General features: G+C 73.0%; 19 protein-coding genes. 15 read left to right on the forward strand and 4 right to left on the reverse strand.

The genetic code is table 11. The features are described from left to right. A partial coding sequence (locus tag ABZ478_RS03650) for an RICIN domain-containing protein (RefSeq protein ID WP_359545035.1) occupies positions 1–1,868 on the reverse strand: 1,868 nt, incomplete at its 3' end. Positions 1,869–2,406: 538 nt separating this feature from the next. On the opposite strand from ABZ478_RS03650, the gene glmS reads away from it, so the two are divergent. The 3 genes from glmS (at position 2,407) to ABZ478_RS03665 (ending at position 6,176) form a co-directional block, all read left to right on the forward strand. After that, positions 2,407–4,254, forward strand: coding sequence for a glutamine--fructose-6-phosphate transaminase (isomerizing) (glmS, locus tag ABZ478_RS03655; protein WP_359545036.1), 1,848 nt, complete (start codon positions 2,407–2,409; stop codon positions 4,252–4,254). 41 nt (positions 4,255–4,295) lie between these two features. Then, entirely contained in the window at positions 4,296–4,667 is a 372-nt protein-coding gene (locus tag ABZ478_RS03660; RefSeq protein ID WP_359545039.1) for a holo-ACP synthase, read from the forward strand. 66 nt (positions 4,668–4,733) lie between these two features. Further along, complete coding sequence (locus ABZ478_RS03665) at positions 4,734–6,176, forward strand: NAD(P)H-hydrate dehydratase (protein ID WP_359545041.1); 1,443 nt, start codon at positions 4,734–4,736, stop codon at positions 6,174–6,176. A 69-nt stretch (positions 6,177–6,245) separates the two neighbouring features. Here the strand turns inward: ABZ478_RS03665 and ABZ478_RS03670 are convergent, their stop codons facing one another. Further along, a complete protein-coding gene (locus ABZ478_RS03670) occupies positions 6,246–8,342 on the reverse strand; it encodes a neutral/alkaline ceramidase (protein ID WP_359545043.1) in 2,097 nt (698 codons plus the stop codon). 244 nt (positions 8,343–8,586) lie between these two features. On the opposite strand from ABZ478_RS03670, the gene alr reads away from it, so the two are divergent. From alr to ABZ478_RS03690, 4 genes are all read left to right on the forward strand, one after another. Then, the gene (alr, locus tag ABZ478_RS03675; protein ID WP_359545045.1) at positions 8,587–9,753 is read left to right on the forward strand and encodes an alanine racemase; all 1,167 of its coding nucleotides are present in this window, start codon (positions 8,587–8,589) and stop codon (positions 9,751–9,753) included. A 140-nt stretch (positions 9,754–9,893) separates the two neighbouring features. After that, positions 9,894–11,165 (forward strand): alpha/beta hydrolase, encoded by a 1,272-nt coding sequence (locus ABZ478_RS03680; protein WP_359545047.1) that lies wholly within the window; start codon positions 9,894–9,896, stop codon positions 11,163–11,165. Next, a complete protein-coding gene (tsaE, locus tag ABZ478_RS03685) occupies positions 11,122–11,643 on the forward strand; it encodes a tRNA (adenosine(37)-N6)-threonylcarbamoyltransferase complex ATPase subunit type 1 TsaE (protein WP_359545049.1) in 522 nt (173 codons plus the stop codon). The genes ABZ478_RS03680 and tsaE overlap by 44 nt, the downstream gene beginning before the upstream one ends. Before the next feature lie 126 nt (positions 11,644–11,769). Further along, entirely contained in the window at positions 11,770–11,946 is a 177-nt protein-coding gene (locus tag ABZ478_RS03690; RefSeq protein ID WP_359545051.1) for a hypothetical protein, read from the forward strand. 41 nt (positions 11,947–11,987) lie between these two features. Here the strand turns inward: ABZ478_RS03690 and ABZ478_RS03695 are convergent, their stop codons facing one another. Next, positions 11,988–12,545, reverse strand: coding sequence for a hypothetical protein (locus ABZ478_RS03695; protein WP_358935461.1), 558 nt, complete (start codon positions 12,543–12,545; stop codon positions 11,988–11,990). 113 nt (positions 12,546–12,658) lie between these two features. Here ABZ478_RS03695 and tsaB point away from each other — a divergent pair, with 113 nt between their 5' ends. From tsaB to ABZ478_RS03715, 4 genes are read left to right on the forward strand one after another with little or no spacing between them, the layout of a single operon-like run. Then, on the forward strand, positions 12,659–13,315 hold the full coding sequence (gene tsaB, locus ABZ478_RS03700; protein ID WP_359545053.1) for a tRNA (adenosine(37)-N6)-threonylcarbamoyltransferase complex dimerization subunit type 1 TsaB: 657 nt from the start codon (positions 12,659–12,661) through the stop codon (positions 13,313–13,315). A gap of 20 nt (positions 13,316–13,335) precedes the next feature. Continuing rightward, complete coding sequence (rimI, locus tag ABZ478_RS03705) at positions 13,336–13,830, forward strand: ribosomal protein S18-alanine N-acetyltransferase (protein WP_359545864.1); 495 nt, start codon at positions 13,336–13,338, stop codon at positions 13,828–13,830. Further along, entirely contained in the window at positions 13,823–14,914 is a 1,092-nt protein-coding gene (gene tsaD, locus ABZ478_RS03710) for a tRNA (adenosine(37)-N6)-threonylcarbamoyltransferase complex transferase subunit TsaD (RefSeq protein ID WP_359545055.1), read from the forward strand. Before rimI ends, tsaD begins: the two co-directional genes overlap by 8 nt. Further along, on the forward strand, positions 14,911–15,177 hold the full coding sequence (locus ABZ478_RS03715) for a hypothetical protein (protein WP_359545057.1): 267 nt from the start codon (positions 14,911–14,913) through the stop codon (positions 15,175–15,177). The genes tsaD and ABZ478_RS03715 overlap by 4 nt, the downstream gene beginning before the upstream one ends. Before the next feature lie 188 nt (positions 15,178–15,365). Here ABZ478_RS03715 and ABZ478_RS03720 read toward each other — a convergent pair whose 3' ends face one another. Then, a complete protein-coding gene (locus ABZ478_RS03720) occupies positions 15,366–17,684 on the reverse strand; it encodes a glycoside hydrolase family 3 N-terminal domain-containing protein (RefSeq protein ID WP_359545059.1) in 2,319 nt (772 codons plus the stop codon). Positions 17,685–17,869: 185 nt separating this feature from the next. Here ABZ478_RS03720 and ABZ478_RS03725 point away from each other — a divergent pair, with 185 nt between their 5' ends. The 4 genes from ABZ478_RS03725 to ABZ478_RS03740 all read left to right on the forward strand — a co-directional run bounded on the left by ABZ478_RS03725 (position 17,870) and on the right by ABZ478_RS03740 (position 22,371). Next, positions 17,870–18,901 carry a LacI family DNA-binding transcriptional regulator gene (locus ABZ478_RS03725; RefSeq protein ID WP_359545061.1) on the forward strand — a complete coding sequence of 344 codons (1,032 nt, stop codon included), beginning with the start codon at positions 17,870–17,872 and terminating at the stop codon, positions 18,899–18,901. Between the two features lie 103 nt (positions 18,902–19,004). Beyond that, positions 19,005–20,414: an endo-1,4-beta-xylanase gene (locus ABZ478_RS03730; protein ID WP_359545063.1), complete on the forward strand. Its 1,410-nt coding sequence runs from the start codon at positions 19,005–19,007 to the stop codon at positions 20,412–20,414. Positions 20,415–20,670: 256 nt separating this feature from the next. Continuing rightward, complete coding sequence (locus ABZ478_RS03735; protein ID WP_358935446.1) at positions 20,671–21,027, forward strand: YciI family protein; 357 nt, start codon at positions 20,671–20,673, stop codon at positions 21,025–21,027. Between the two features lie 45 nt (positions 21,028–21,072). Next, positions 21,073–22,371, forward strand: a complete 1,299-nt coding sequence (locus ABZ478_RS03740) for an RNA polymerase sigma factor (protein WP_359545065.1) — start codon at positions 21,073–21,075, stop codon at positions 22,369–22,371. Positions 22,372–22,412 lie beyond the last annotated feature (41 nt).

Genomic DNA, 22,412 nt, shown 5'->3' on the forward strand with positions numbered 1-22,412 from the left:
CGCTGCGCGATGGTCTCGCTGTCCCCGGCGGAGGCGCGGGTGGCGGCCTCGGCGGTCTCACCGGCCTTCACCATCGCCTGCAGCGCGGCGACCGAACCCTTGGTCACCTGGTCCTTCTGCTGCCCGACCAGCAGACCACGGCCCCGCGGCGCGCCGTTGGCGTCCGCGATGCCGTAGGCGGCCTGCATCGCGGTGTCCGACGCGGGCGCGGCCTTCTGCGCCGACGCAAGCTGCGCCTTGAGGGCGGCGAGCTGTGTCTTCGCGGCCGTCTGGGCGGCCGTCATGCCCTTCTTGGCCTTGTCGAACTGCGCCTTGTCCGGGTAGCCCTGCTTGCCGTCGCCGGTGTGGCCCTGCGGGACGAGGCGGAACTTCTGCCCCTTGGAGCCGTTGCAGCCCAGCAGCGCAGCGTCCTTGCTGTTGTCGAACGACGGCAGGTTCAGGCACTTGCCGGTGGCGGCGTTGCGCAGCTCGCTCGCCGAGCGGACGTCGAACTTCCACTGCTGCGCCTTGCCGCTGCCGCAGTCCCGGATCTGGATCTTCGTGCCGTCGGCACTGCTGCCGTTCAGCACCTCCAGGCACTTGCCCGAGTTGACGTTGCGCAGGGTGTAGCCGTCGTCGTAGGACGCCCACAGCTGCCACCGCTGGGCGCTGCCGTCGTTGCAGGTGTAGATCTGGACCGGGGTGCCGTTGGTCTTCCCGGCGCCCTGGACGTCGAGGCACTTGCCCGTGGCGCCCGGCACCTGGATCTCCAGCGGGGCGTCACCGATGTAACCGATGCCGCCCGGGCTCCAGTAGTCCTGCCAACGGGTGAGGTGGTCGGCGGTCCAGGACTGGGCGAGCAGCTCTCCCATGGCCGTGGCGCCGGCGGTCAGCGCCTTGGTGGCGTCCTTGTTCGCGTTCAGGATCTGGCTGCGCTGCGTCGCCTGGGAGGCGATCTCCTGCTGCCACTCGCCCGACGCCGCGGCCACCTCCTTGCCCAGTACCCGGTTCGGGTCCACCGGACCGCGCCAGGCGCACGTGGCGAAGCGGGACTTCAGGTCCTCGACGGCCAGCCGGAACTCGAGGCTGTCGGGTTCGGGCGCGGTGCGGGCGAACCCGCCCGAGCTCAGGAAGAGGCGGGCGTTGTCCGCGCTCGTGGGCTCCATGGACCAGTTGACCAGGTGGTCCCACGCCTGGTGCTCTTCGTAGTTCCGGTTCCAGCCGGGCAGGGTGGCGTCCGGATCCTTGCCGTACAGGGGCGTGCCGAGCTCCTTGACGGCCTTCACGGTGGCCTCGTCGGCCTTCGCGGTCGGGTCGTCGTAGAAGGTGCCCTCGCTGCGCCACCACTGCTCACCGGACCACTGGGGCAGGCCGGTGCGGTCGAAGAAGTCGCCGCCCTCCTCGGGGGACGACGGCGGCCACTCGAATCCCGTGACCGTGAATCCGCCGGGCGTCGCCAGGCCGCTGAGCGGGGCCTTCCACGCGTCACGGCGCTTGCCTCGGACCTCGGAGTCCTTGTCGAGCAGGGCCCTGTCCTGCTCGAACGCCTTGGACAGCGGCGTGTCGTTCCAGTACTCCCGGTTCGCCGTGGTGTGCAGCGCGTCCGGCGCCTGGTTCAGGGCGTCGCGCGCGATGCCGGACATCGTCGGTCCGCCCAGCCGCGCGACGCCCGCCATCAGGCACTGGTCCTGCCGCAGTTGCTCGGCGGCCTTGGTGTCGAAGCCGTCGTAGCTGTCGGCCGCGACTGTGGTGCCGTCGTGCCGGTGCAGTGGATCGGGCTGGACGACCAGGGCGCCGAGCACCGCGGCGGCGACGGTGGAGGTGAGGAGAGGTGTGAGCAGTTGTGCTCTTCGGGTTCCGGGCAGGCGGAACCAGGGTCTGGGAGGCAAGGAGCATCCCTTTCTGCGTTCGAGTGGGGTGCGCGCCAGGGCGGCGGAAGAGCTCGGGCCCCAAGGCCTGAGGTGTGTTCAGATCCTGGACAGGCCCGCAGGCTTGACCCACGCGATGTGCCGGTGAAACGGCATGGCGATGCAACCTCTCCCCGTAGCGACGGCGTTCCCCCGGTCGCTGAGTGATGTGCGCGCATGGAATGGTCAGGTTCCGCACGCGCGGCGACACGATAGGCGCAGGCGGCTCCGGCCGTACAGGTGTTCTGGTCCGCGGAGCGGGTCTTGGCGTGAAATCCGCCGACCCCGGGCCGGCCGCGGCCCCGGCCCTGGAAGCCCGACGTCTCTAGAAGACTCTGTGTTCTTTCTGTGGGTGTCCGGTGTTCCAGCAGGTCGGGTTCTGGGACGGAAGACGGCTTGAATTCGCCCTCTGGGATCAGGGCCGCCACCCCGGGCGACCCCTTCGTGCTCCGGTGGGAATTTCTGATTTCGGGCACGCGGCGGCTCTTTCGGGAGGCCGGTCGCCCGTAGGCTGCGGCACATGTGCGGAATCGTGGGATACGTGGGGTCGCAGTCGGCGCTCGATGTCGTGATGGCCGGGCTGAAGCGGCTGGAGTACCGGGGCTACGACTCGGCGGGTGTCGCCGTGCTCGCGGACGGCGGGCTGGCCGCGGGGAAGAAGGCCGGGAAGCTGGTCAACCTGGAGAAGGAGCTCGTCGACCGGCCGCTGCCGGCGGGGACGACGGGTATCGGCCACACGCGCTGGGCCACGCACGGCGGGCCCACGGACGCCAACGCCCACCCGCACCTCGACAACGCGGGCCGGGTCGCCGTCGTGCACAACGGCATCATCGAGAACTTCGCGGCGCTGCGGGCCGAACTGGCCGAGCGCGGGCACGGGCTCGCGTCCGAGACGGACACCGAGGTCGTCGCGCACCTGCTGGCGGAGGAGTTCTCGTCCAGCGCCGATCTCGCCGAGGCCATGCGGCTGGTGTGCCGGCGCCTGGACGGCGCGTTCACGCTGGTCGCGGTGCACGCCGACGCGCCGGACGTGGTCGTGGGTGCCCGCCGCAACTCGCCCCTGGTGGTGGGCGTCGGTGAGGGCGAGGCGTTCCTGGCCTCCGACGTCGCCGCGTTCATCGAGCACACCCGCTCCGCGATCGAGCTGGGCCAGGACCAGGTGGTGGAGCTGCGCCGGGACGGGGTCACGGTGACCGGCTTCGACGGCCGTCCCGCCGAGGTGCGTTCGTACCACGTGGACTGGGACGCGTCGGCCGCCGAGAAGGGCGGCTACGACTACTTCATGCTCAAGGAGATCGCCGAGCAGCCCAAGGCGGTCGCCGACACCCTGCTCGGGCGCATCGACGCGGCCGGCTCCCTGACGCTGGACGAGGTCCGGATCACGCCGTCGGAGCTGCGCGAGGTGGACAAGGTCGTCATCGTCGCCTGCGGTACGGCCTTCCACGCCGGCCTGATCGCCAAGTACGCCATCGAGCACTGGACGCGCATCCCGTGCGAGGTGGAGCTGGCGAGCGAGTTCCGCTACCGGGACCCCATCCTCGACGGGCGCTCCCTGGTCATCGCCATCTCCCAGTCCGGCGAGACCATGGACACCCTGATGGCGTTGCGGCACGCCCGCGAGCAGGGCTCCAAGGTGCTGGCGATCTGCAACACCAACGGCTCGACGATCCCGCGCGAGTCGGACGCGGTGCTGTACACCCACGCAGGGCCGGAGGTGGCCGTCGCCTCCACCAAGGCGTTCCTGACCCAGCTGGTGGCGTGCTACCTGGTGGCCCTGTACCTGGGCCAGGTGCGCGGCACCAAGTGGGGCGACGAGATCAGCGCCGTCATCAAGGACCTGTCCCACATCGCCGGCGCCGTGGACCGGGTGCTGGAGACCATGGAGCCGGTACGGGCGCTCGCGCGGTCGCTGGCCGACAAGAACACGGTGCTGTTCCTGGGCCGGCACGTGGGCTATCCGGTCGCCCTGGAGGGCGCGCTCAAGCTCAAGGAACTCGCCTACATGCACGCCGAGGGCTTCGCGGCGGGCGAGCTGAAGCACGGCCCGATCGCCCTGATCGAGGAGGACCTGCCCGTCGTGGTGGTCGTGCCGTCGCCGCGCGGCCGGTCGGTCCTCTACGACAAGATCGTCTCCAACATCCAGGAGATCCGGGCGCGCGGGGCACGGACGATCGTGATCGCGGAGGAGGGTGACCAGGCGGTGGTCCCCTACGCCGACCATCTGATCCGCATCCCGGCCACGCCCACCCTGCTGCAGCCGCTGGTGGCCACGGTGCCGCTCCAGGTCTTCGCCTGCGAGCTGGCCACGGCCCGGGGCAACGAGGTCGACCAGCCGCGGAACCTGGCGAAGTCCGTCACGGTGGAGTGACCTGCCCACGGCCGCGCACCCGCGCCCCATAGGGTCTGCCCATGAGCATCATCGGGGTCGGTATCGACGTCGCCGAGATCGATCGGTTCCGGGCGTCGCTGGATCGGACGCCTCAGCTGGCCGATCGGCTGTTCGTCGACAGTGAGTTGCTGCTGCCCAGCGGGGAGCGGCGTGGCATCGCGTCCCTCGCGGCCCGGTTCGCGGCCAAGGAGGCGCTGGCCAAGGCGCTGGGCGCGCCCCCGGGGCTGCACTGGACCGACGCCGAGGTGTACGTCGAGGACAGCGGGCAGCCGCGGCTGCGGGTGAAGGGGACCGTCGCCGCGAAGGCGGCGGAACTCGGCGTGCGCTCCTGGCACGTGTCGCTCAGCCACGACGCCGGGATCGCCTCGGCCGTGGTGGTCGCCGAGGGCTGAGCGTCGCGGGTGGCTCCGGGAGGCCCCGGGTGTGGCGGACGGCCTTTCCGGGGCAGACTCCAAGCCATGCGTACTGCGTACAGCGTGGAGACGGTGAGGGCGGCCGAGCGGGAGCTGATGGCACGGCTGCCGGAGGGGGCGCTGATGCAGCGGGCCGCCGCCGGGCTGGCCGCCGCCTGCGCCGACCTGCTCGGGCGGGTGTACGGGCGGCGGGTGGTGCTGCTCGTCGGCAGCGGGGACAACGGCGGCGACGCGTTGTACGCGGGCGCCCGGCTGGCGCGGCGGGGCGCGGGTGTCACGGCCGTACTGCTGGCGCCGCCCGAGCGCACCCACCCGGGCGGTCTCGCGGCGCTGCGCCGGGCGGGCGGCTCCGTCACGGTGCCCGGCCGCGCCGAGGAGTGGATCGCGCGGGCCGACCTCGTGGTGGACGGCGTCGTCGGTATCGGCGGCAAGGGCGGGCTGCGGCCGGAGGCCGAGGCACTGGCCGACGCGGTCGGGCGGTCGGGGGCCGCCGTCGTCGCGGTGGACCTGCCGAGCGGGGTGGAGGCCGACACCGGGGAGGTGCGGGGCGCGGCGGTCCGGGCCGACCTCACCGTCACCTTCGGCACGCACAAGCCGGGGCTGCTGATCGACCCGGCGCGCGAGTACGCCGGAACCGTGCGGCTGGTCGGCATCGGTCTCGTCCTGCCGCCCGTAGCCGAGCTGGAGGCGCTGCAACACGCGGACGTGGCAATGCTGTTGCCGCGCCCGGCGGCGGAGAGCGACAAGTACCGGCGGGGCGTGGTCGGGATCGCCGCCGGGTCGGCGCGCTATCCGGGGGCCGCCGTGCTGGCCGTCTCCGGGGCGCTGCGCGGCGGGGCCGGTGCCGTGCGGTACGTCGGGCCCGCCGCGGACGCGGTGATCGCCCGGTTTCCCGAGACGCTCGTGTCCGAGCAGGGCCCGGCGAAGGCCGGCCGGGTGCAGGCGTGGGTCGTGGGGCCCGGTGCCGGGGACGACGCGGCGACCGTGGCGGAGGTGCTGGACACCGATGTGCCGGTGCTGCTCGACGCCGACGGGCTGCGGCTGGCGGAGCGGGACGCGGTGCGCGGACGTACGGCGCCGACGCTGATGACCCCGCACGCGGGGGAGGCGGCGGCGCTGCTCGGGGTGCGCCGGGAGGAGGTCGAGGGGGCCCGGCTGGCCGCGGTGCGGGAGCTGGCGGCGGTGTACCGGGCGACCGTGCTGCTGAAGGGTTCGACGACGCTGGTCGCCGACCCGCGGGGCGGCGCGGTGCGGGTGAACGCCACGGGCACGGGCTGGCTGGCCACCGCCGGGAGCGGTGACGTGCTGTCGGGGCTCGCCGGTTCGCTGCTGGCCTCCGGGCTGCACGCGCTGGACGCGGGGAGCGCGGCGGCGTATCTGCACGGGCTGGCCGGACGGTTCGCCGCTTCGGGGGCGCCGGCCGGGGCGCACGACATCGCGGAGCGGCTGCCCGAGGCGTGGCGGGACGTCCGGGACGCCCTGGGCTGAGCACCGTGAGGGAGACGAGGGGGCGGCGCGCCGTGGGGGAGGCGCGCCGGGCCCTCGCCGGCCTCCGGGTCAACGCACCGTGAAAGCGGGTGACTCGCCGGTGATCGGGGTGATGGTGCCGAGCAGGTTCCGGGCGTCGCCGTGGTACACGATCCGGTACGTACCGGGGGTGGTGTCCTGCGGGATGTCCCAGGTGATGGTGACCTTGGAGGCGGCGACGCCGTAGCGCTCCCAGTGGAACCTGGTCACCCAGTCGCCGTCGTCGGCGACCCGGTGCCAGGTCCCGCCGGAGTCCTGGCGCTGGATCTCCAGGTATGTGCCGCCCCGGTGCAGGTCGTTGCCCGGGTGGGCGCCCGCGAAGACGGCCCGGGCCCGGTCGCCGGCCCGGTAGCCGTCCTGGGGCGTCTCCAGCACGTCCCCGAACGACTTGAGGACCGGCGGCGCGTCCAGCACCACCCCGGGCTGCAGGGAGAGCGCCTTGCCGGACAGGTCCGGTGCCTTGGGGCCGAGGGGCACCTGGGTGCCGTCGCGCAGCGCGGTGGCGAGGGCGGCCGCCGTCTGCTGCAGCGCCGGGAGCTGCCAGCGGCCGAACAGGGTGCTGCCGCCCTCGTACTGCTGGGAGTCGTACTCCTCGGGGGTGGTCAGGTAGTGGAAGTAGGAGTTGGCGTATCCGGCGACCAGTACGTCGTCGAGGTCGGCGCCGACGATTCCGGCGACCGTGCGCCGCAGCCGCAGGCCCGCGCAGATGGTGACCTCGCCCGGGATGCCCACGAGGTACAGCCGGCCGATGCGCACCAGCATCACCGGCACCCGTTCCTGCGCCCACGGGTAGACGCGGTTCATCTCCCCGATGGGCACGAAGACGTCCTTCGGCGCCTGCGCCTCCCGCAGCTCCGGCGAGACGGTGTAGATCACGGAGTCGGACACCGCGTCCCAGAAGGGGTTCTCGCCCTCCTCGAAACCGGGGAAGGCCGGCCCGTCCTCCATGCTCCCGGCGGCCATGGAGGCGCCGATGCAGGGCTTCGAGGTGCGGTGGGTCCGCCCGTCGCCGGTGAACTCGGGGCGCACCGTGACGTCGGACAGGTCGATGTACACCAGCCGGGAGTCCACCGGGCCGGACAGTCCGACGCCCGGCTGGTGCAGCTGCGCCGCGGCGGCCTCGTACTGCCGGAGCCCGCCGGCGTGGGTGTGGGCGAAGTCCTCCGGTGTGGTCGGCGGCTTCAGGTCGAGATTGGGGGACATGTCGCCGCTGTTGGTCTGGGCGAACGCCGAGACGAACGCCGGGGAGGCGTCGGCCAGGTAGTCGACGCCGCTGACCTCCCGCTCCCAGTGGTAGGCGGCGAACCCCTTGTTGTCCGCGCTGATCAGACGGTTGTCCCCGGACATGCTGGTGCCGTGCACCGGGAACCAGTTGATGGCGCCCACCGCCCGGCCGGCCCGCTCCACCCGCAGCAGCGTGGTGTGCGGGTCGACGGCGTCCGGGAAGTGGTCGCGGTCGGCCTTCGGGTTGCGGTCGAAGGCCACCCGGGAGCGGTTGGCGCTGGCCCCGGTCAGGGTCCCGTGGCTGAGGACCAGGCCGGACGGTGCCAGGTCGTCGTGGGCACGCCGGGCGGCCTCGACGAGACCGTCCGCCACGGCCTCGAAGGTCTTGCGGTGGAACCCGAACGTGGTCGCGTTGTACAGCAGATGGTGCGAGTAGCCGCCGGGACCGGCGTGGGTGTGGGTGGCGGTGATGAGCACGTTCTGCTCGGTGTAGAGGTCGCCGTACCGCGCGGCGAGTCGCCGCAGCACCTCCTGGTGCACGCTCTCGAAGATCATCGGCGAGTCCGCGACGATCAGCATGACGCGACGGCCGGAGGCCCGGTCCACCACCACGAACCCGCGGGCCCGCAGCCGGGTGTGCAGTCCGGCGGCCTGCTGGTCGAACCGGCCGTAGCCCATCATGCCGACCTCGGCGACCTCACCGGTGGCGTCGGCGACGCCCCGCCCGACGAGGTAGGCGGTATCACCACCGGAGGGCGTGTCAGCCGCGGACGACGTGCCGCCGGCGGTCGCGGCGCCGGCCGGGCCCGGGCCGGCCAACTGGGCGCCCGCCAGGCCGAGGCCGGTGAGGGCTCCCGCCGCCAGGACGGTGCGCCGGCTGCGGTCGGGGCGTTCCGTGGACATCTGCTGCTCCTCGGCTCGGTGGGGGGGTACGAACGCGAAGTGACGAACACGGCAGGAACTTGAACAATGTTCAAGTTTTCCGTGCGCCATTGCTACACCTGCCGCCGTGGGCGCCGCAAGACTCGTGCGGCAACCTCCACGCGGTCGCCGTGCCTTCGCCGCGACGTCCGCGCGGGCACCCTTCGGCGGCCTTCGGCCGGTGCGCCCGGGGGCCGCCGTGGTCCTCTGAGACACTGGGGGCGCCATGAGTGAGACTGTTGCTGAGCCGACCGCGCCTCTGCGGGCCCGGGCCGAGATCGATCTGGCCGCCCTGCGCGCCAATGTGCGGGCCCTGCGGGCCCGGGCGAAGGGCGCGGCCCTGATGGCCGTCGTCAAGTCCGACGCGTACGGCCACGGGGCGCTGCCGTGCGCCCGCGCGGCCGTCGAGGCGGGCGCGACCTGGCTCGGCACGGCCACACCGGAGGAGGCGCTCGCGCTGCGCGCCGCCGGTCTGGACACCCGCGTCCTGTGCTGGCTCTGGGTGCCCGGCGGTCCCTGGCGGCAGGCGGTGGAGGCGGACATCGACGTCTCCCTCAGCGGGATGTGGGCGCTGCGCGAGGTCACCGAGGCCGCCCGGCAGGCGGGCCGGCCCGCGCGTGTGCAGCTCAAGGCCGACACCGGGCTCGGGCGCAACGGCTGTCAGCCCGCCGACTGGCCCGAACTGGTCGGCGAGGCCCTGCGGGCCGAACGCGCGGGCCTGCTCCGCGTCACCGGTCTGTGGTCGCACTTCGCCTGCGCCGACGAGCCCGGGCATCCGTCCATCGCCGCCCAGCTCACCCGGTTCCGGGAGATGGTGGCGTACGCCGAGGGGCAGGGCGTGCGCCCCGAGGTGCGGCACATCGCCAACTCCCCGGCCACGCTGACCCTTCCGGAGACCCACTTCGACCTCGTCCGGCCGGGCATCGCCATGTACGGCATCTCGCCCAGCCCGGAGATCGGCACCCCGGCGGACTTCGGCCTGCGCCCGGTGATGACGCTGAGCGCTTCGCTGGCGCTGGTCAAGCACGTCCCGGCCGGACACGGCGTCAGCTACGGCCACCACTACGTCACCCCGGGCGCGACCACCCTCGGCCTGGTCCCCGTCGGCTACGCGGACGGCATCCCCCGGCACGCCTCCGGCACCGGACCGGTGCTGGTGGACGGCAAGTGGCGGACCGTCGCGGGGCGGGTGGCCATGGACCAGTTCGTGGTGGACCTCGGGGGGGACGAGCCCGAGGCCGGTGCGCAGGCGGTGCTGTTCGGCCCCGGTGACCGCGGTGAGCCCACCGCCGAGGACTGGGCGCAGGCGTGCGGCACGATCGCGTACGAGATCGTCACCCGGATCGGAACGCGTGTCCCCCGCGTCCATGTGAACGGGCACCAGGAGGGGTAACCCCTTCAGGGGGCGGTCACCCATGCCCGGTTACTCCTACCGCCACTGGTAACACGGACAACATCGGCACCACCCGTACCATCCCGGCACCACCCGTTTCACCCACCCAGCGAACTGCAGTACGGCGAAGAGGAGCGGAAGTGAGCGAGAGCAGTGCGGAGGCCCTGGTGGAAGCCGTCGCCTCGGCGGCCGCCGCCACCTCCGCAGCGGGGGCGGCCGGCAACTGGCGCAGGACGACCGGCATCGCCGGTGCCGCGATAGGCGTCCTGGCCGCGGGCGCGGCCGCCGGGGTGGCCGTCGAGCGGATGACCGTGGGCCGCGGGATGCGCCGCCGGGCCCGGCTCGTGCTCGACTCGGCCGGCCCCTACGGCACGCTGCGCGGCACCCCGGGCAAGGCGTACGCCGACGACGGGACCGAGCTGTACTACGAGGTCGACGACGTGGACCCGGACCCGGGTCCGAACGTCTCCCCGCGCCGCCGCAGGCTCTTCGGCCGCAAGGCCCCTGCCCCCGTCACCGTCGTCTTCTGCCACGGCTACTGCCTCAGCCAGGACTCCTGGCACTTCCAGCGGGCGGCGCTGCGCGGGGTCGTGCGCACCGTGCACTGGGACCAGCGCAGCCACGGCCGGTCCGGACGCGGGGTGGCCCAGACCCAGGACGGCGTGCCCCTCACCATCGACCAGCTCGGCCGCGATCTGAAGGCCGTCCTCGACGCGGCCGTGCCGGACGGGCCGATCGTGCTGGTCGGGCACTCCATGGGCGGGATGACCATCATGGCGCTGGCCGCCCACTTCCCGGAGCTGATCCGCGACCGGGTCGTGGCCACCGCGCTCATCGGTACCTCCTCCGGGCGGCTCGGCGAGGTGAACTTCGGGCTGCCGGTGGCGGGCGTCAACGCGGTGCGCCGGATACTCCCGGGAGTGCTGAGGGCGCTCGGGCAGCAGGCGGAACTGGTGGAGAAGGGGCGCCGGGCCACCGCCGATCTGTTCGCCGGGGTCATCAAGCGGTACTCGTTCGCGTCCCGGGACGTCGACCCCGCCGTGGAGCGGTTCGCCGAACGGATGATCGAGTCGACGCCGATCGACGTGGTCGCCGAGTTCTATCCGGCCTTCACCGAGCACGACAAGACCGAGGCACTCCTCTGCTTCCGGGACTTCCCGGTGCTGGTGCTGGCCGGGGTGCAGGACCTGGTCACGCCCAGCGAGCACAGCGAGGCCATCGCCGACCTCCTCCCGGACGCCGAACTGGTGCTCGTGCCGGACGCCGGGCACCTGGTGATGCTGGAGCACCCCGAAGTGGTCACCGACCGGCTGGCCGACCTGCTCACCCGCGCGGGCGCCGTGCCGGCAGGGGCTACGGTAAGTGGCTATGGAACAGCCAGCAGCACCAGCAGTACCGCACGACCCCGCTGAGATCCGGCTGACCATCACCTCTCCCGAGCAGATGCGGGAGCTGGGCCGCCGCCTGGCCAAGCTGCTGCGCTCGGGTGACCTGGTGATGCTCAGCGGCGAGCTGGGCGCGGGCAAGACGACGCTGACCCGGGGGCTCGGTGAGGGGCTCGACGTGCGCGGCGCGGTCACCTCGCCGACGTTCGTGATCGCCCGGGTGCACCCCTCCCTCGGCGACGGGCCGCCGCTCGTCCACGTGGACGCCTACCGGCTCTCCGGCGGCCTCGACGAGATGGAGGACCTCGACCTCGACGTCTCCCTGTCCGACTCGGTGATCGTCGTGGAGTGGGGCGAGGGCAAGGTCGAGGAGCTGACCGAGGACCGGCTCCAGGTCGTCATCCACCGGGCCGTCGGCGACACCACCGACGAGGTCCGTCAGGTGACGGTCACCGGGCGCGGGGAGCGGTGGGCGAGCGCGGATCTGGGCACGCTCGCGGCCTGACCGGAGCCACTTTCCGACAAGGCGTCGGTAACATATTGCGCAGGATGTCCCGGGCGTGGTCACATGGTGTCCCGCTCGCGGTTAGGCATACCTAACGCGCCCGCCCCCGCACTTCAGGAGGCGTCCATGTCCGCTTCTCGGTCCACGGAGCCGCCGGCCGAGCCGCCCGTGTTCGGCGGGGTGTCGATGCGTGAGCTGCTGGCGTCGTGCGAGGCCGCCCGCGCGGTCTCCCGGCCGCCGTGCGAACCGGCGCCGTCCAGGCCGGAGCACCCGGCGGGGCCGGAGCGACGCCAGGCCGCGTGAGGGGCGTTCCGTCGTGGCCGATCCGCTCCACCCCGCGAACGTCAGCGGATCACCACCACCGGTACGCCGATCGTGGCGAACTTCCACATCGCGTCGCCGTCCTCGCGCCGCTCCCGGATGCCGCCGGTCTTCACCCCGTCCCCCGTGACGGGGTCCCCGCCGCGCACCGCCGCGCTGAAGCCGATCACCACCCCGTCCACGCTGGTGAACCGCACGACGTGCTCGATGGGCAGGCCGTCCGTCCCGGTGACCGCGTTCGAGCGGGACGTGACCCAGTACCTGCCCGCCGGCGGGTCCACGGTGCCGGGGTTCACCCCGAAGCTGCGCTGCACCCGGTTGTGGTCGTCGACCAGCCAGACCCGGTCGTCGTCCACCGAGTACACGACCCGTTCACCCGTCCCGGAACCGCTCGGCAGGGCGCCCGGGTGGAGCCGGTCACGCGGCGCTTTCCCGGTCGCCGAGGCGGACGCCGCGTTCGGCCCCGGCCTGCCGCTCAGACTCGGCGGAACGGTCGCCTGTGCCTGGTAGGTGAGGTATCCGACGACGCCGATGGCCACCGCGGTGAGGCCGGCCACGATCCCCGAGCTGGTCCCTGCCACGAACGCCCACCTCTGTTTCGCGCCATATGTCGTACTTCGTACGAACCGTAGCAGCCGGTCACCGTCGCACCGGGACGGCGATGCGAGCGGCGCGGGCGCCGTAGGCTGTTCGCGTGCTCTTGCTCGCTCTGGATACCGCCACCCCCGCCGTCACCGTCGCGCTGCACGACGGAACGCACGTCATCGCGTCGTCGAGCCAGGTGGACGCCCGCCGGCACGGAGAGCTGCTGCTGCCGGCCGTCGACCGGGTGCTCGCCGAGGCCGGGCTCAAGCTGGAGGCCGTCACCGGGATCGTCGTCGGTGCCGGGCCCGGCCCCTACACCGGTCTGCGGGTCGGCCTGATGACCGCCGACACCTTCGGCCTCGCGCTCGGCGTCCCGGTGCACGGCGTGTGCACCCTGGACGGCCTCGCCTACGCCGCCGACATCGAGAAGGGCCCCTTCGTCGTGGCGACCGACGCCCGGCGCAAGGAGGTCTACTGGGCGACCTACGCCGACTCCCGCACCCGCCTGACCGACCCGGCCGTCGACCGCCCGGCCGACATCGCCGAGCGGGTCGCCGGGCTGCCCGCGGTCGGCGCCGGCGCGCTCCTCTACCCGGACACGTTCCCGAGCGCCCACGAGCCGGAGCACGTGTCCGCCGCCGCCCTCGCCGCGCTGGCCGCCGAGAAGCTGGCCGCGGGCGAGGAACTGCCCGCGCCGCGCCCGCTGTACCTGCGCCGCCCCGACGCGCAGGTCCCCAAGAACTACAAGGTGGTCACCCCGAAGTGACGGAGCCTCGACTGCGTGAGATGCGCTGGTGGGACATCGACCCGGTCCTCGGTCTCGAGCGGGAGCTGTTCCCCGATGACGCCTGGTCGAGGGGCATGTTCTGGTCCGAGCTGGCCCACTCCCGGGGCGCCGAGGCCAACCGACGGTACCTGGTGGCCGAGGGGGACGGCCGGATCGTCGGGTACGCGGGCCTCGCCGCCGCCGGCGACCTGGGCGACGTCCAGACCATCGCCGTCGCCCGCTCCCACCAGGGCACCGGCCTCGGCGGCCGGCTGCTGACCGAGCTGCTGAAGGCGGCCACCGCCTTCGAGTGCGCCGAGGTCATGCTCGAGTGCCGGGTCGACAACGTCGCCGCCCAGAAGCTCTACGAGCGCTTCGGCTTCGTGCCCATCGGCTTCAGACGCGGCTACTACCAGCCGGGCAACGTCGACGCCCTGGTGATGCGCCTGACCACAGCACCCGACAGCGGCCCCGCCGCGGACCCCCCAGTACAAGGAACCGAGATCAATGGCTGACGAACCTCTCGTCCTCGGCATCGAGACCTCCTGCGACGAGACCGGCGTCGGCATCGTCCGCGGCACCACCCTGCTGGCGGACGCCGTCGCCTCCAGCGTCGACGAGCACGCCCGCTTCGGCGGCGTCGTGCCCGAGGTGGCCTCCCGGGCGCACCTGGAGGCGATGGTCCCGACCATCGACCGCGCGCTGAAGGAGGCGGGCGTCACCGCGAAGGACCTCGACGGCATCGCGGTCACCGCGGGCCCGGGACTCGCCGGCGCCCTGCTCGTCGGCGTCTCGGCGGCCAAGGCCTACGCCTACGCCCTCGGCAAGCCCCTGTACGGCGTCAACCACCTGGCCTCGCACATCTGCGTGGACCAGCTGGAGCACGGCCCGCTGCCCGAGCCGACCATGGCCCTGCTGGTCTCCGGCGGCCACTCCTCCCTGCTGCTGTCCGAGGACATCACCTCCGACGTCCGACCCATGGGCGCCACCATCGACGACGCGGCCGGCGAGGCCTTCGACAAGATCGCGCGGGTGCTGAACCTGGGCTTCCCCGGCGGCCCGGTCATCGACCGCTACGCCCGTGAGGGCGACCCGGCGGCGATCGCCTTCCCGCGTGGTCTGACCGGCCCGCGCGACCCCGCCTACGACTTCTCCTTCTCCGGTCTGAAGACCGCCGTGGCCCGCTGGATCGAGGCCAGGCGCGCGGCCGGCGAGGAGGTCCCGGTCCGTGACGTGGCCGCGTCCTTCCAGGAGGCCGTGGTCGACGTGCTGACCCGCAAGGCCGTCCGCGCCTGCAAGGACCAGAGGGTCGACCACCTGATGATCGGCGGCGGTGTCGCGGCCAACTCCCGGCTGCGCGTCCTCGCCCAGGAGCGCTGCGAGGCGGCCGGGATTCGGCTGCGCGTCCCGCGTCCCAAGCTGTGCACGGACAACGGCGCGATGGTCGCGGCCCTCGGCGCCGAGATGGTCTCCCGCAACCGCGCCGCCTCCGACTGGGACCTGTCCGCCGACTCCTCGCTGCCGGTGACCGACCCGCACGTGCCCGGGCAGAACCACGACCATGTGCACGAGGTCGGCGAGGAGAACCTCTACTCGTGACGGTCGCCCTGATGTGGGAGGCCCGGGCCGTCGCCGGCCGGGGCGCGGAACTGCTGGACTGGGCGCGTGCGCAGGACCTCGCCCGCGAGCCGCTGCGCCGGGAGACCTTCCGGGCTCCGCAGGACCGGGTCCTGGTCATCACCTGGTGGGACGCGCCGTACGACGCCGAGCTCCCGGAACTGCCCGAACCGGACGGCACCCTGGTGACGCGGGCTGTCCACCGGTGGCGGTTCGAGGCGGTGGACGCGGAAGCGGAACGCTGAGGTGGCGCGCGGACCCGTTCTCGCGCTATGATCATCACACGCGAACGGCCAAACAACGGTTCGAACGCAGTGCGTTGGTGGTCCAAGGAAAGACGCCCCACTTCCTGTGGGGAGATGCAGGTGCAAGGCCTGCCCGGCGCTCCATCGAACACCCCGCCACCGGATTTCCGGTGGCGGGGTGTTCGCGTTCACCCCGCCTCGGTCACCGTCACCTCGCAGCGCAGCGTCCGCTCGGGCCCGACCACCCGCACCGGCCCGGTCAGCCGCAGCCGGGCGGTGTGCCGTACCTCCGCGCTGGACGGCCCGAGCCGCAGCTCCAGCGCGCCCGGCTCCACCACACGGGCGCCCGTGCGGTCGGTGAAGGACGACAGGTCGGCGTGGAAGCGGAAGGTCAGCCGGCGGGACTCGCCGGGGGACAGCTCCAGCCGCCGGTAGCCAGTCAGCCGGACGTCCGGGCGGGTCACCGACGCCACCGGGTCGTGCAGATAGAGCTGGACGACCTCGGCGCCCGCGCGGTCACCGGTGTTGCGGACGGTCAGCGAGAGGTCGTACGAGCCGTCCGTGCCGATCTCCGTGACACCGTCGCCGTCGCCGCCGGTGAAGTCCTCCCAGGCGAACGTCGTGTACGAGCGGCCGTGGCCGAAGGGGTACAGCGGGGTCGGGTCCAGGTTGCTGACCTCGCCGGCCAGGCCCAGCGGGGGCTGGAGATAGGTCCAGGGCTGGCCGCCGGGCGCACGCGGGACGCTCACCGGGAGACGGCCCGAGGGGTTCACCCGGCCGGACAGGACGCCCGCGAGGGCCGGGCCGCCCTCCTCGCCCGGGAAGAAGGCCTGGACGGCCGCGCCCAGCCGGCCGTGCCAGCGGCCCAGCGCGTAGGGGCGGCCGGTGAGCAGGACCAGGACGACCGGCACGCCGGTGGCGACCAGCGCGTCCAGCAACTCGCCCTGGACGCCCGGCAGTCGCAGGTCCGCCACATCGCAGCCCTCGCCGGAGGTGCCCCGGCCGAACAGGCCCGCGCGGTCGCCGAGGACCGCCACGCACACATCCGCCTCCGCCGCCCGGGCCACCGCCTCGGCGAAGCCCGCGGTGTCCGGGCCGGAGACTCCGCAGCCCTCGGCGAACGTCACCTTGGCGTCGGGGAGTTCGGTGCGCAGCGCGTCCAGGACCGTCGGGATCGAGACGCCGAGCGGGACCTCGGGGTGGTGGGGGAGCACATGGGAGGGGAAGGAGTAGCAGCCGAGCATCGCCAGGGCGTCCGCCGCGCGGGGGCCCACCACCGCGATCCGGGTGTCGGGGGCCAGTGGGAGCAGCCCGTCGGGGTTGTCGAGCAGGACCACCGACTCCTCCGCCAGCCGGCCGGCCAGGGCCCGGTTGGCGGCCGAGTCCAGGTCGACGGGGCCGTCCGGCTCCGGCCGCCAGTCCTCGTCCAGCAGGCCCAGCTCGCACTTCTGCAGCAGGACCCGGCGGGCCGCGCGGTCCACCAGCGACTCCGGGACACGGCCCGTCCGTACGGCGGTGACGAGCGGGGTGCCGTAGCACTTCAGGGTCGGCAGTTCGACGTCGATGCCCGCCGCGAGGGCCAGGTGCGCCGCGCCGGCGTCGTCCTCCGCTACCCGGTGCTGACTGCGCAGGAAGCCGATGCCGAAGTAGTCGGCGACCACCGTGCCGGTGAACCCCCACTCACCGCGCAGGAGTTCGTCGAGCAGCCGGGGGTCGGCGGAGACGGGTACGCCGTCGGTCTCGGTGTAGGAGGCCATCACCGAGCGCGCCCCGCCCTCGCGCAGCGCCATCTCGAACGGCGGCAGGGTCACGTCCGCGAACTCCCGCACGCCCGCCCGTACGGGGGCGAGGTTGCGGGCGCCCACCGAGGAGGCGTACCCGGCGAAGTGCTTGAGCGTGGCGACGACCCCGGCCGACTCCAGACCGCGCACATAGGCCGCGCCGATCGTGCCGACGAGGTAGGGGTCCTCGCCGATGGTCTCCTCCACCCGGCCCCAGCGGGGGTCGCGGACCACGTCCAGCACGGGGGCGAGGCCCTGGTGGACGCCGACCGAGCGCAGGTCACGGCCGATGTGCCGGCCCAGCTCGGCGACGAGCGCCGGGTCGAAGGCCGCGCCCCAGGCCAGCGGCACCGGGTACGCGGTCGCACCCCAGGCCGTGAAGCCCGCGAGGCACTCCTCGTGGGCGACCGCCGGGATGCCGAAGCGGCTCGCCCCGGCGATGCGGCGCTGGGCGCGGGCCAGCGCCTGCGCGCCCAGCGCCGGGTCCACGGGTGCGGTGCCGAAGGAGCGGGTCAACTGGCCGAGACCACGGGTGATCAGCTCGTCCCAGTCGTAGTCGGCGGTCATCTCGCGCTGCAGCGGGGCGACCCCGTCGCCGTCGGTGGCGGCGCCCACCCACACTCCGTAGAGCTGAGCGGTCTTCTCCTCGACGGTCATGCGGGAGAGCAGGTCGTCGACGCGCGCGGCGGCGGGCAGGGCGGGGTCGCGCCAAGGAGCGGTGGTCATGGAACTCCCGTCGGAAGGGTCGGGACGCCGGGCGGTACCCCGTTCGTCGGCACACTCTCGGGCTCTCGGGCGGTCGGACTCTCGACTCCGCTCACGAATGTTTCGGGCAATACGTCGAATGTTCCGGAAACCTATGGCGCGACAACACCTTCGTCAAGAGGTCCCGCAGGGATACGATCGCGGGCATGAAGCCTTCGAAGCCCGCAGAAACGCAGACGGCGACCCTCGCCGAAATCGCCCGGGAGGCCGGGGTCTCCGCTCCGACTGTTTCGAAGGTCCTCAACGGCCGCGCCGATGTGGCCCCGGCGACCCGCACCCGTGTCGAGGAGCTGCTGCGCGCCTACGGCTACCGGCGCCGGCGCGCCGAGGCCTCCCGTTCCCCGCTGATCGACCTGGTCTTCCACGAGCTGGAGAGCGCCTGGGCGATGGAGGTCATCCGGGGCGTGGAGAACGTGGCCCGGGACGCGGGCCTGAGCGTGGTGCTGTCCGAGTCGGCCGGGCGGCTCACCCCGGGCCGCACCTGGGCCGACCAGGTCGCCGCCCGCCGCCCGCACGGCGTGGTCCTGGTGCTGTCCGGCCTCGACGAGTCCCAGCGCGCGCTGCTGACCAGCCGGTCCATCCCGTTCGTGGTGATGGACCCGGCGGGCGACCCGGGTCCGGACGTGCCCTCGATCGGCGCCACCAACTGGCAGGGCGGCCTCGCCGCCACCCGCCACCTGGTGGAGCTCGGCCACACCCGGATCGGTGCCATCAGCGGGCCCTCCCGGATGATGTGCAGCCGGGCCCGCGTCGACGGCTACCGGGCCGCTCTGGAGACGGCGGGGCTTCCGGTCGACCCCTCGCTCGTCGTGACCGGCGACTTCCACCACGACGCCGGCTACCGGCTCGGCCTGGAGCTGCTGCGCCGCCCGGACCGGCCCACCGCCGTCTTCGCGGGCAACGACCTGCAGGCGCTCGGCCTGTTCGAGGCCGCGCGGGAACTGGGGCTGCGCATCCCGGAGGACCTCAGTGTGGTGGGCTTCGACGATCTGCCGGTGGCCCGCTGGGTGGGACCGCCGCTGACGACCGTGCGCCAGCCGCTGACCGAGATGGCCGAGGCCGCGGCCCGCCTGGTGCTGGAGCTGGGCCGCGCGGACGACGAGCGGGCGGCCACCCGGGTGGAGCTGGCGACCAGCCTGGTGGTGCGCAGCAGTACGGCGGCCCCGGCCGCCGGGTGACGTGAGTGGCCGGAAGTTGACGTATTGACGGGTGGGGCGTGCGCCCCCACACTCCTCCGAAGCCAATCGGTTGCACGACCGAAACTTTCGGAGGTCCCCCGCCATGAGAACCTCCAGAACTCCCTTACGCGCGTGTCTGGCCGCCCTGGCCGCCGCCGCGGCCCTGCTCGCGGCCGGTACCGGCACCGCCCGTGCGGCCGACCCGCCGCTGCGCGACCTCGCCGCGGCGAAGGGCAAGGTCATCGGCACCGCGGTCACCGGCTCCAAGCTCACCGGCGCCTACGCGGACATCGCCGGGACGCAGTTCGGCTCGCTCACCCCGGGCAACGCCATGAAGTGGGGCTCGGTCGAGCCCACCCGGGGCAGCTTCAACTGGAGCGAGGCCGATCAGATCGTGGCCTTCGCCCAGGCCCACGGCCAGCAGGTGCGCGGCCACACCCTGGTCTGGCACAGCCAGAACCCGAGCTGGCTGACCGGCGGGAGCTGGACCCCGGCCCAGCTCGGCACCCTGCTGCGGGACCACATCGACACCGAGGTCGGCCGCTACAAGGGCAAGGTGTCCGTCTGGGACGTGGTCAACGAGCCCTTCAACGAGGACGGCACCTACCGCTCGACGATCTGGTACGACGGCCTCGGCTCCGGCTATATCGCCAACGCCCTGACCTGGGCGCACGCGGCCGACCCGGACGCCAAGCTGTACATCAACGACTACAACGTCGAGGGCGTGAACGCGAAGTCCACCGCTCTGTACAACCTGGTCAGGTCCCTCAAGCAGCAGGGCGTGCCGATCGACGGCGTCGGCCTCCAGGCACATCTGATCCTCGGCCAGGTGCCGCCCACGCTCCAGCAGAACATCCAGCGCTTCGCCGACCTCGACGTGGACGTGGCCGTCACCGAGCTGGACGTCCGGATGTCACTGCCGGCCGACAGCGCGAAACTGGACCAGCAGGCGGCCGACTTCAAGTCCGTGACGGCCGCCTGCGCGGCCGTGACCCGGTGCGTCAACGTCACGGTGTGGGGCTTCACCGACTCCGACTCATGGGTGCCGAGCACCTTCCCCGGCTACGGGGCGGCGACGCCGTACGACGAGAACTACCAGCCGAAACCGGCGTACCGCGGCATCGCCGAGGCGCTGGGCGGCGGGGGCGGCACCGGCGAACCGCCGCCGGCCGGTGCCTGCTCGGCCGCCTACAGCGTGACCAGCCAGTGGAACGGCGGCTTCACCGGCCAGGTGAAGATCTCCTGCTCCGGTGCCTCGCTGTCCTCCTGGAAGGTGAACTGGACGTACGGCGCCGGCCAGCGGATCACCCAGGCCTGGAACGCCACCTGCACCCAGTCGGGCGCGGCGGTGTCGTGCGCGAACGCCTCGTACAACGGCGCGGTGCCCGACGGCGGTTCGGTGACCTTCGGGTTCAACGCCTCCTGGAACGGCGGCAATCCGGTGCCCATGGTGAGCCTCGGATGGGAATCTCCCGACCGACTCCGAGGGCTTCCGCTAACAGTCGTCCAATAATCCGGTCCTACGTTCCTGCCGTGACCGGACACGACGAGAACGGCGACGAAGGCAGAAGGAGGGGCCGGCGGCCGGGCGTAGTGAGGGCCGCCGGCCTGCTGTGGGCGTCGCTGCGCTGAGCGGCGGGCCCGGTCCGGACGGCCGGAAAAAAAGAATTTCCAGGAAATCTCCGCGCGGCTGTCGATCCGGCCGTCTCCCGTTCGACGCATGGGTGAGCGGCGGGGAACGGCCCCGCCGCCCGGACCGAGGAGTCACCATGCCCCGCTACCTGTCGCTCGTGCGCATCGACGAGGCCTCCGCCCCCGCCGAGGGCCCCAGCGAGGAACTGATGCAGCGGATGGGCGAGCTGATCGAGGAGATCACCAAGGCCGGCGTCATGCTCGACACCGCCGGGCTCACCCCCTCCGCCCAGGGCGCCCGGGTGCGCTGGGAGGGCGGGAAGATCTCCGTCACCGACGGGCCCTTCACCGAGTCCAAGGAGGTCGTCGGCGGCTACGCGCTCATGCAGTGCAAGGACATGGCCGAGGCGCTGGAGTGGACCAAGCGGTTCCTGAAGACCCACGAGGAGTTCTGGACCGTCACCTGCGAGGTCCGGGAGATCGCCGAGGGCTGAGCCCTCCTTGGCTCACGGCGGTCCGGGGGTGTTGCATGGTGGGCTGTGGAAGCACAGCCCACCGCGGCACACGCCATCGAGACCGTCTTCCGGCTGGAGTCCCCGCGGGTCGTCGCCGGCGTCGCCCGGATCGTGCGGGACATCGGCATCGCCGAGGAACTGGCGCAGGACGCGCTGGTCGCCGCCCTGGAGCGGTGGCCCCGGGACGGTGTGCCCGACAACCCCGGCGCCTGGCTCATGGCCACCGCCCGGCACCGTGCCGTCGACCTGGTCCGGCGCCGCGAGACCTATGCCCGCAAGCTCGCGGAGATCGGCCGCAGCCTCCCGGACACGGCCCCGCCGCCGGAACCCGCCGACCCGCACGACATCGACGACGACCTGCTGCGGCTGGTCTTCACCACCTGCCATCCGGTGCTGTCCCCCGAGGCCCGCATCGCCCTCACCCTGCGCCTGCTGGGGGGTCTCAGCACGGCGGAGATCGCCCGCGCCCATCTGGTCCCGGAACCGACGGTCGCCCAGCGCATCGTCCGCGCCAAACGCACCCTCGCCACACGGGACGTCGCCTTCGAGGTGCCGTACGGGCCCGACCGGGAGGCCCGCCTCGGCTCGGTCCTGGACGTCATCTACCTGATCTTCAACGAGGGTTACGCGGCCACCGCCGGCGACGACCTGCTGCGCCCCGGGCTGTGCGAGGACGCCCTGCGGCTGGCCCGGCTGCTGTCCGGGCTGATGCCGAAGGAACCGGAGGTGCACGGCCTCACCGCGCTGCTGGAGTTCCAGGCCTCGCGCACCGCCGCCCGCACCGCGCCCGACGGCACCGTGGTGCTGCTGAAGGGCCAGAACCGGCGCCGCTGGAACCGCCTGCTCATCGCCCGCGGCATCCGCGCACTCGCCCGCGCCGACGCCTGCGCCACCGGCGCACCCGGCCCCTACGCCCTCCAGGCGGCCATCGCCGCCTGCCACGCGCACGCGTACTCCTACGCGGAGACCGACTGGCGGACCATCGCCACCCTCTACGCCCTGCTCGCCGCCCGCTCCCCGTCGCCTGTCGTCGAACTGAACCGGGCGGTCGCCGTGTCGATGGCCGAGGGCCCGGCCGAAGCGCTCGCACTCGTCGACGCCCTGGCCGTCGAACCCGTCCTGCGCGAGTACCACCTGCTGCCCAGCGTCCGCGCCGACCTGCTGTCCCGCCTCGGCCGCACGGCGGAGGCCCGCGCGGAGTTCGAACGCGCGGCCTCCCTCACCCGCAACGAACGCGAACGCGCCCTGCTGCTGCGCCGGGCCGCCGGGACACGTCCCGGCGAACACGGCGAGATCACTCCTTCGGATGATCAGCAGGCGTAAGGGCGTGCGACCCCGGGCGGCTCCGTAGCGTCACGCCTGTC

The sequence above is a fragment of the Streptomyces sp. NPDC005706 genome (assembly GCF_040631045.1).
In the GTDB taxonomy this organism is placed as follows: domain Bacteria; phylum Actinomycetota; class Actinomycetes; order Streptomycetales; family Streptomycetaceae; genus Streptomyces.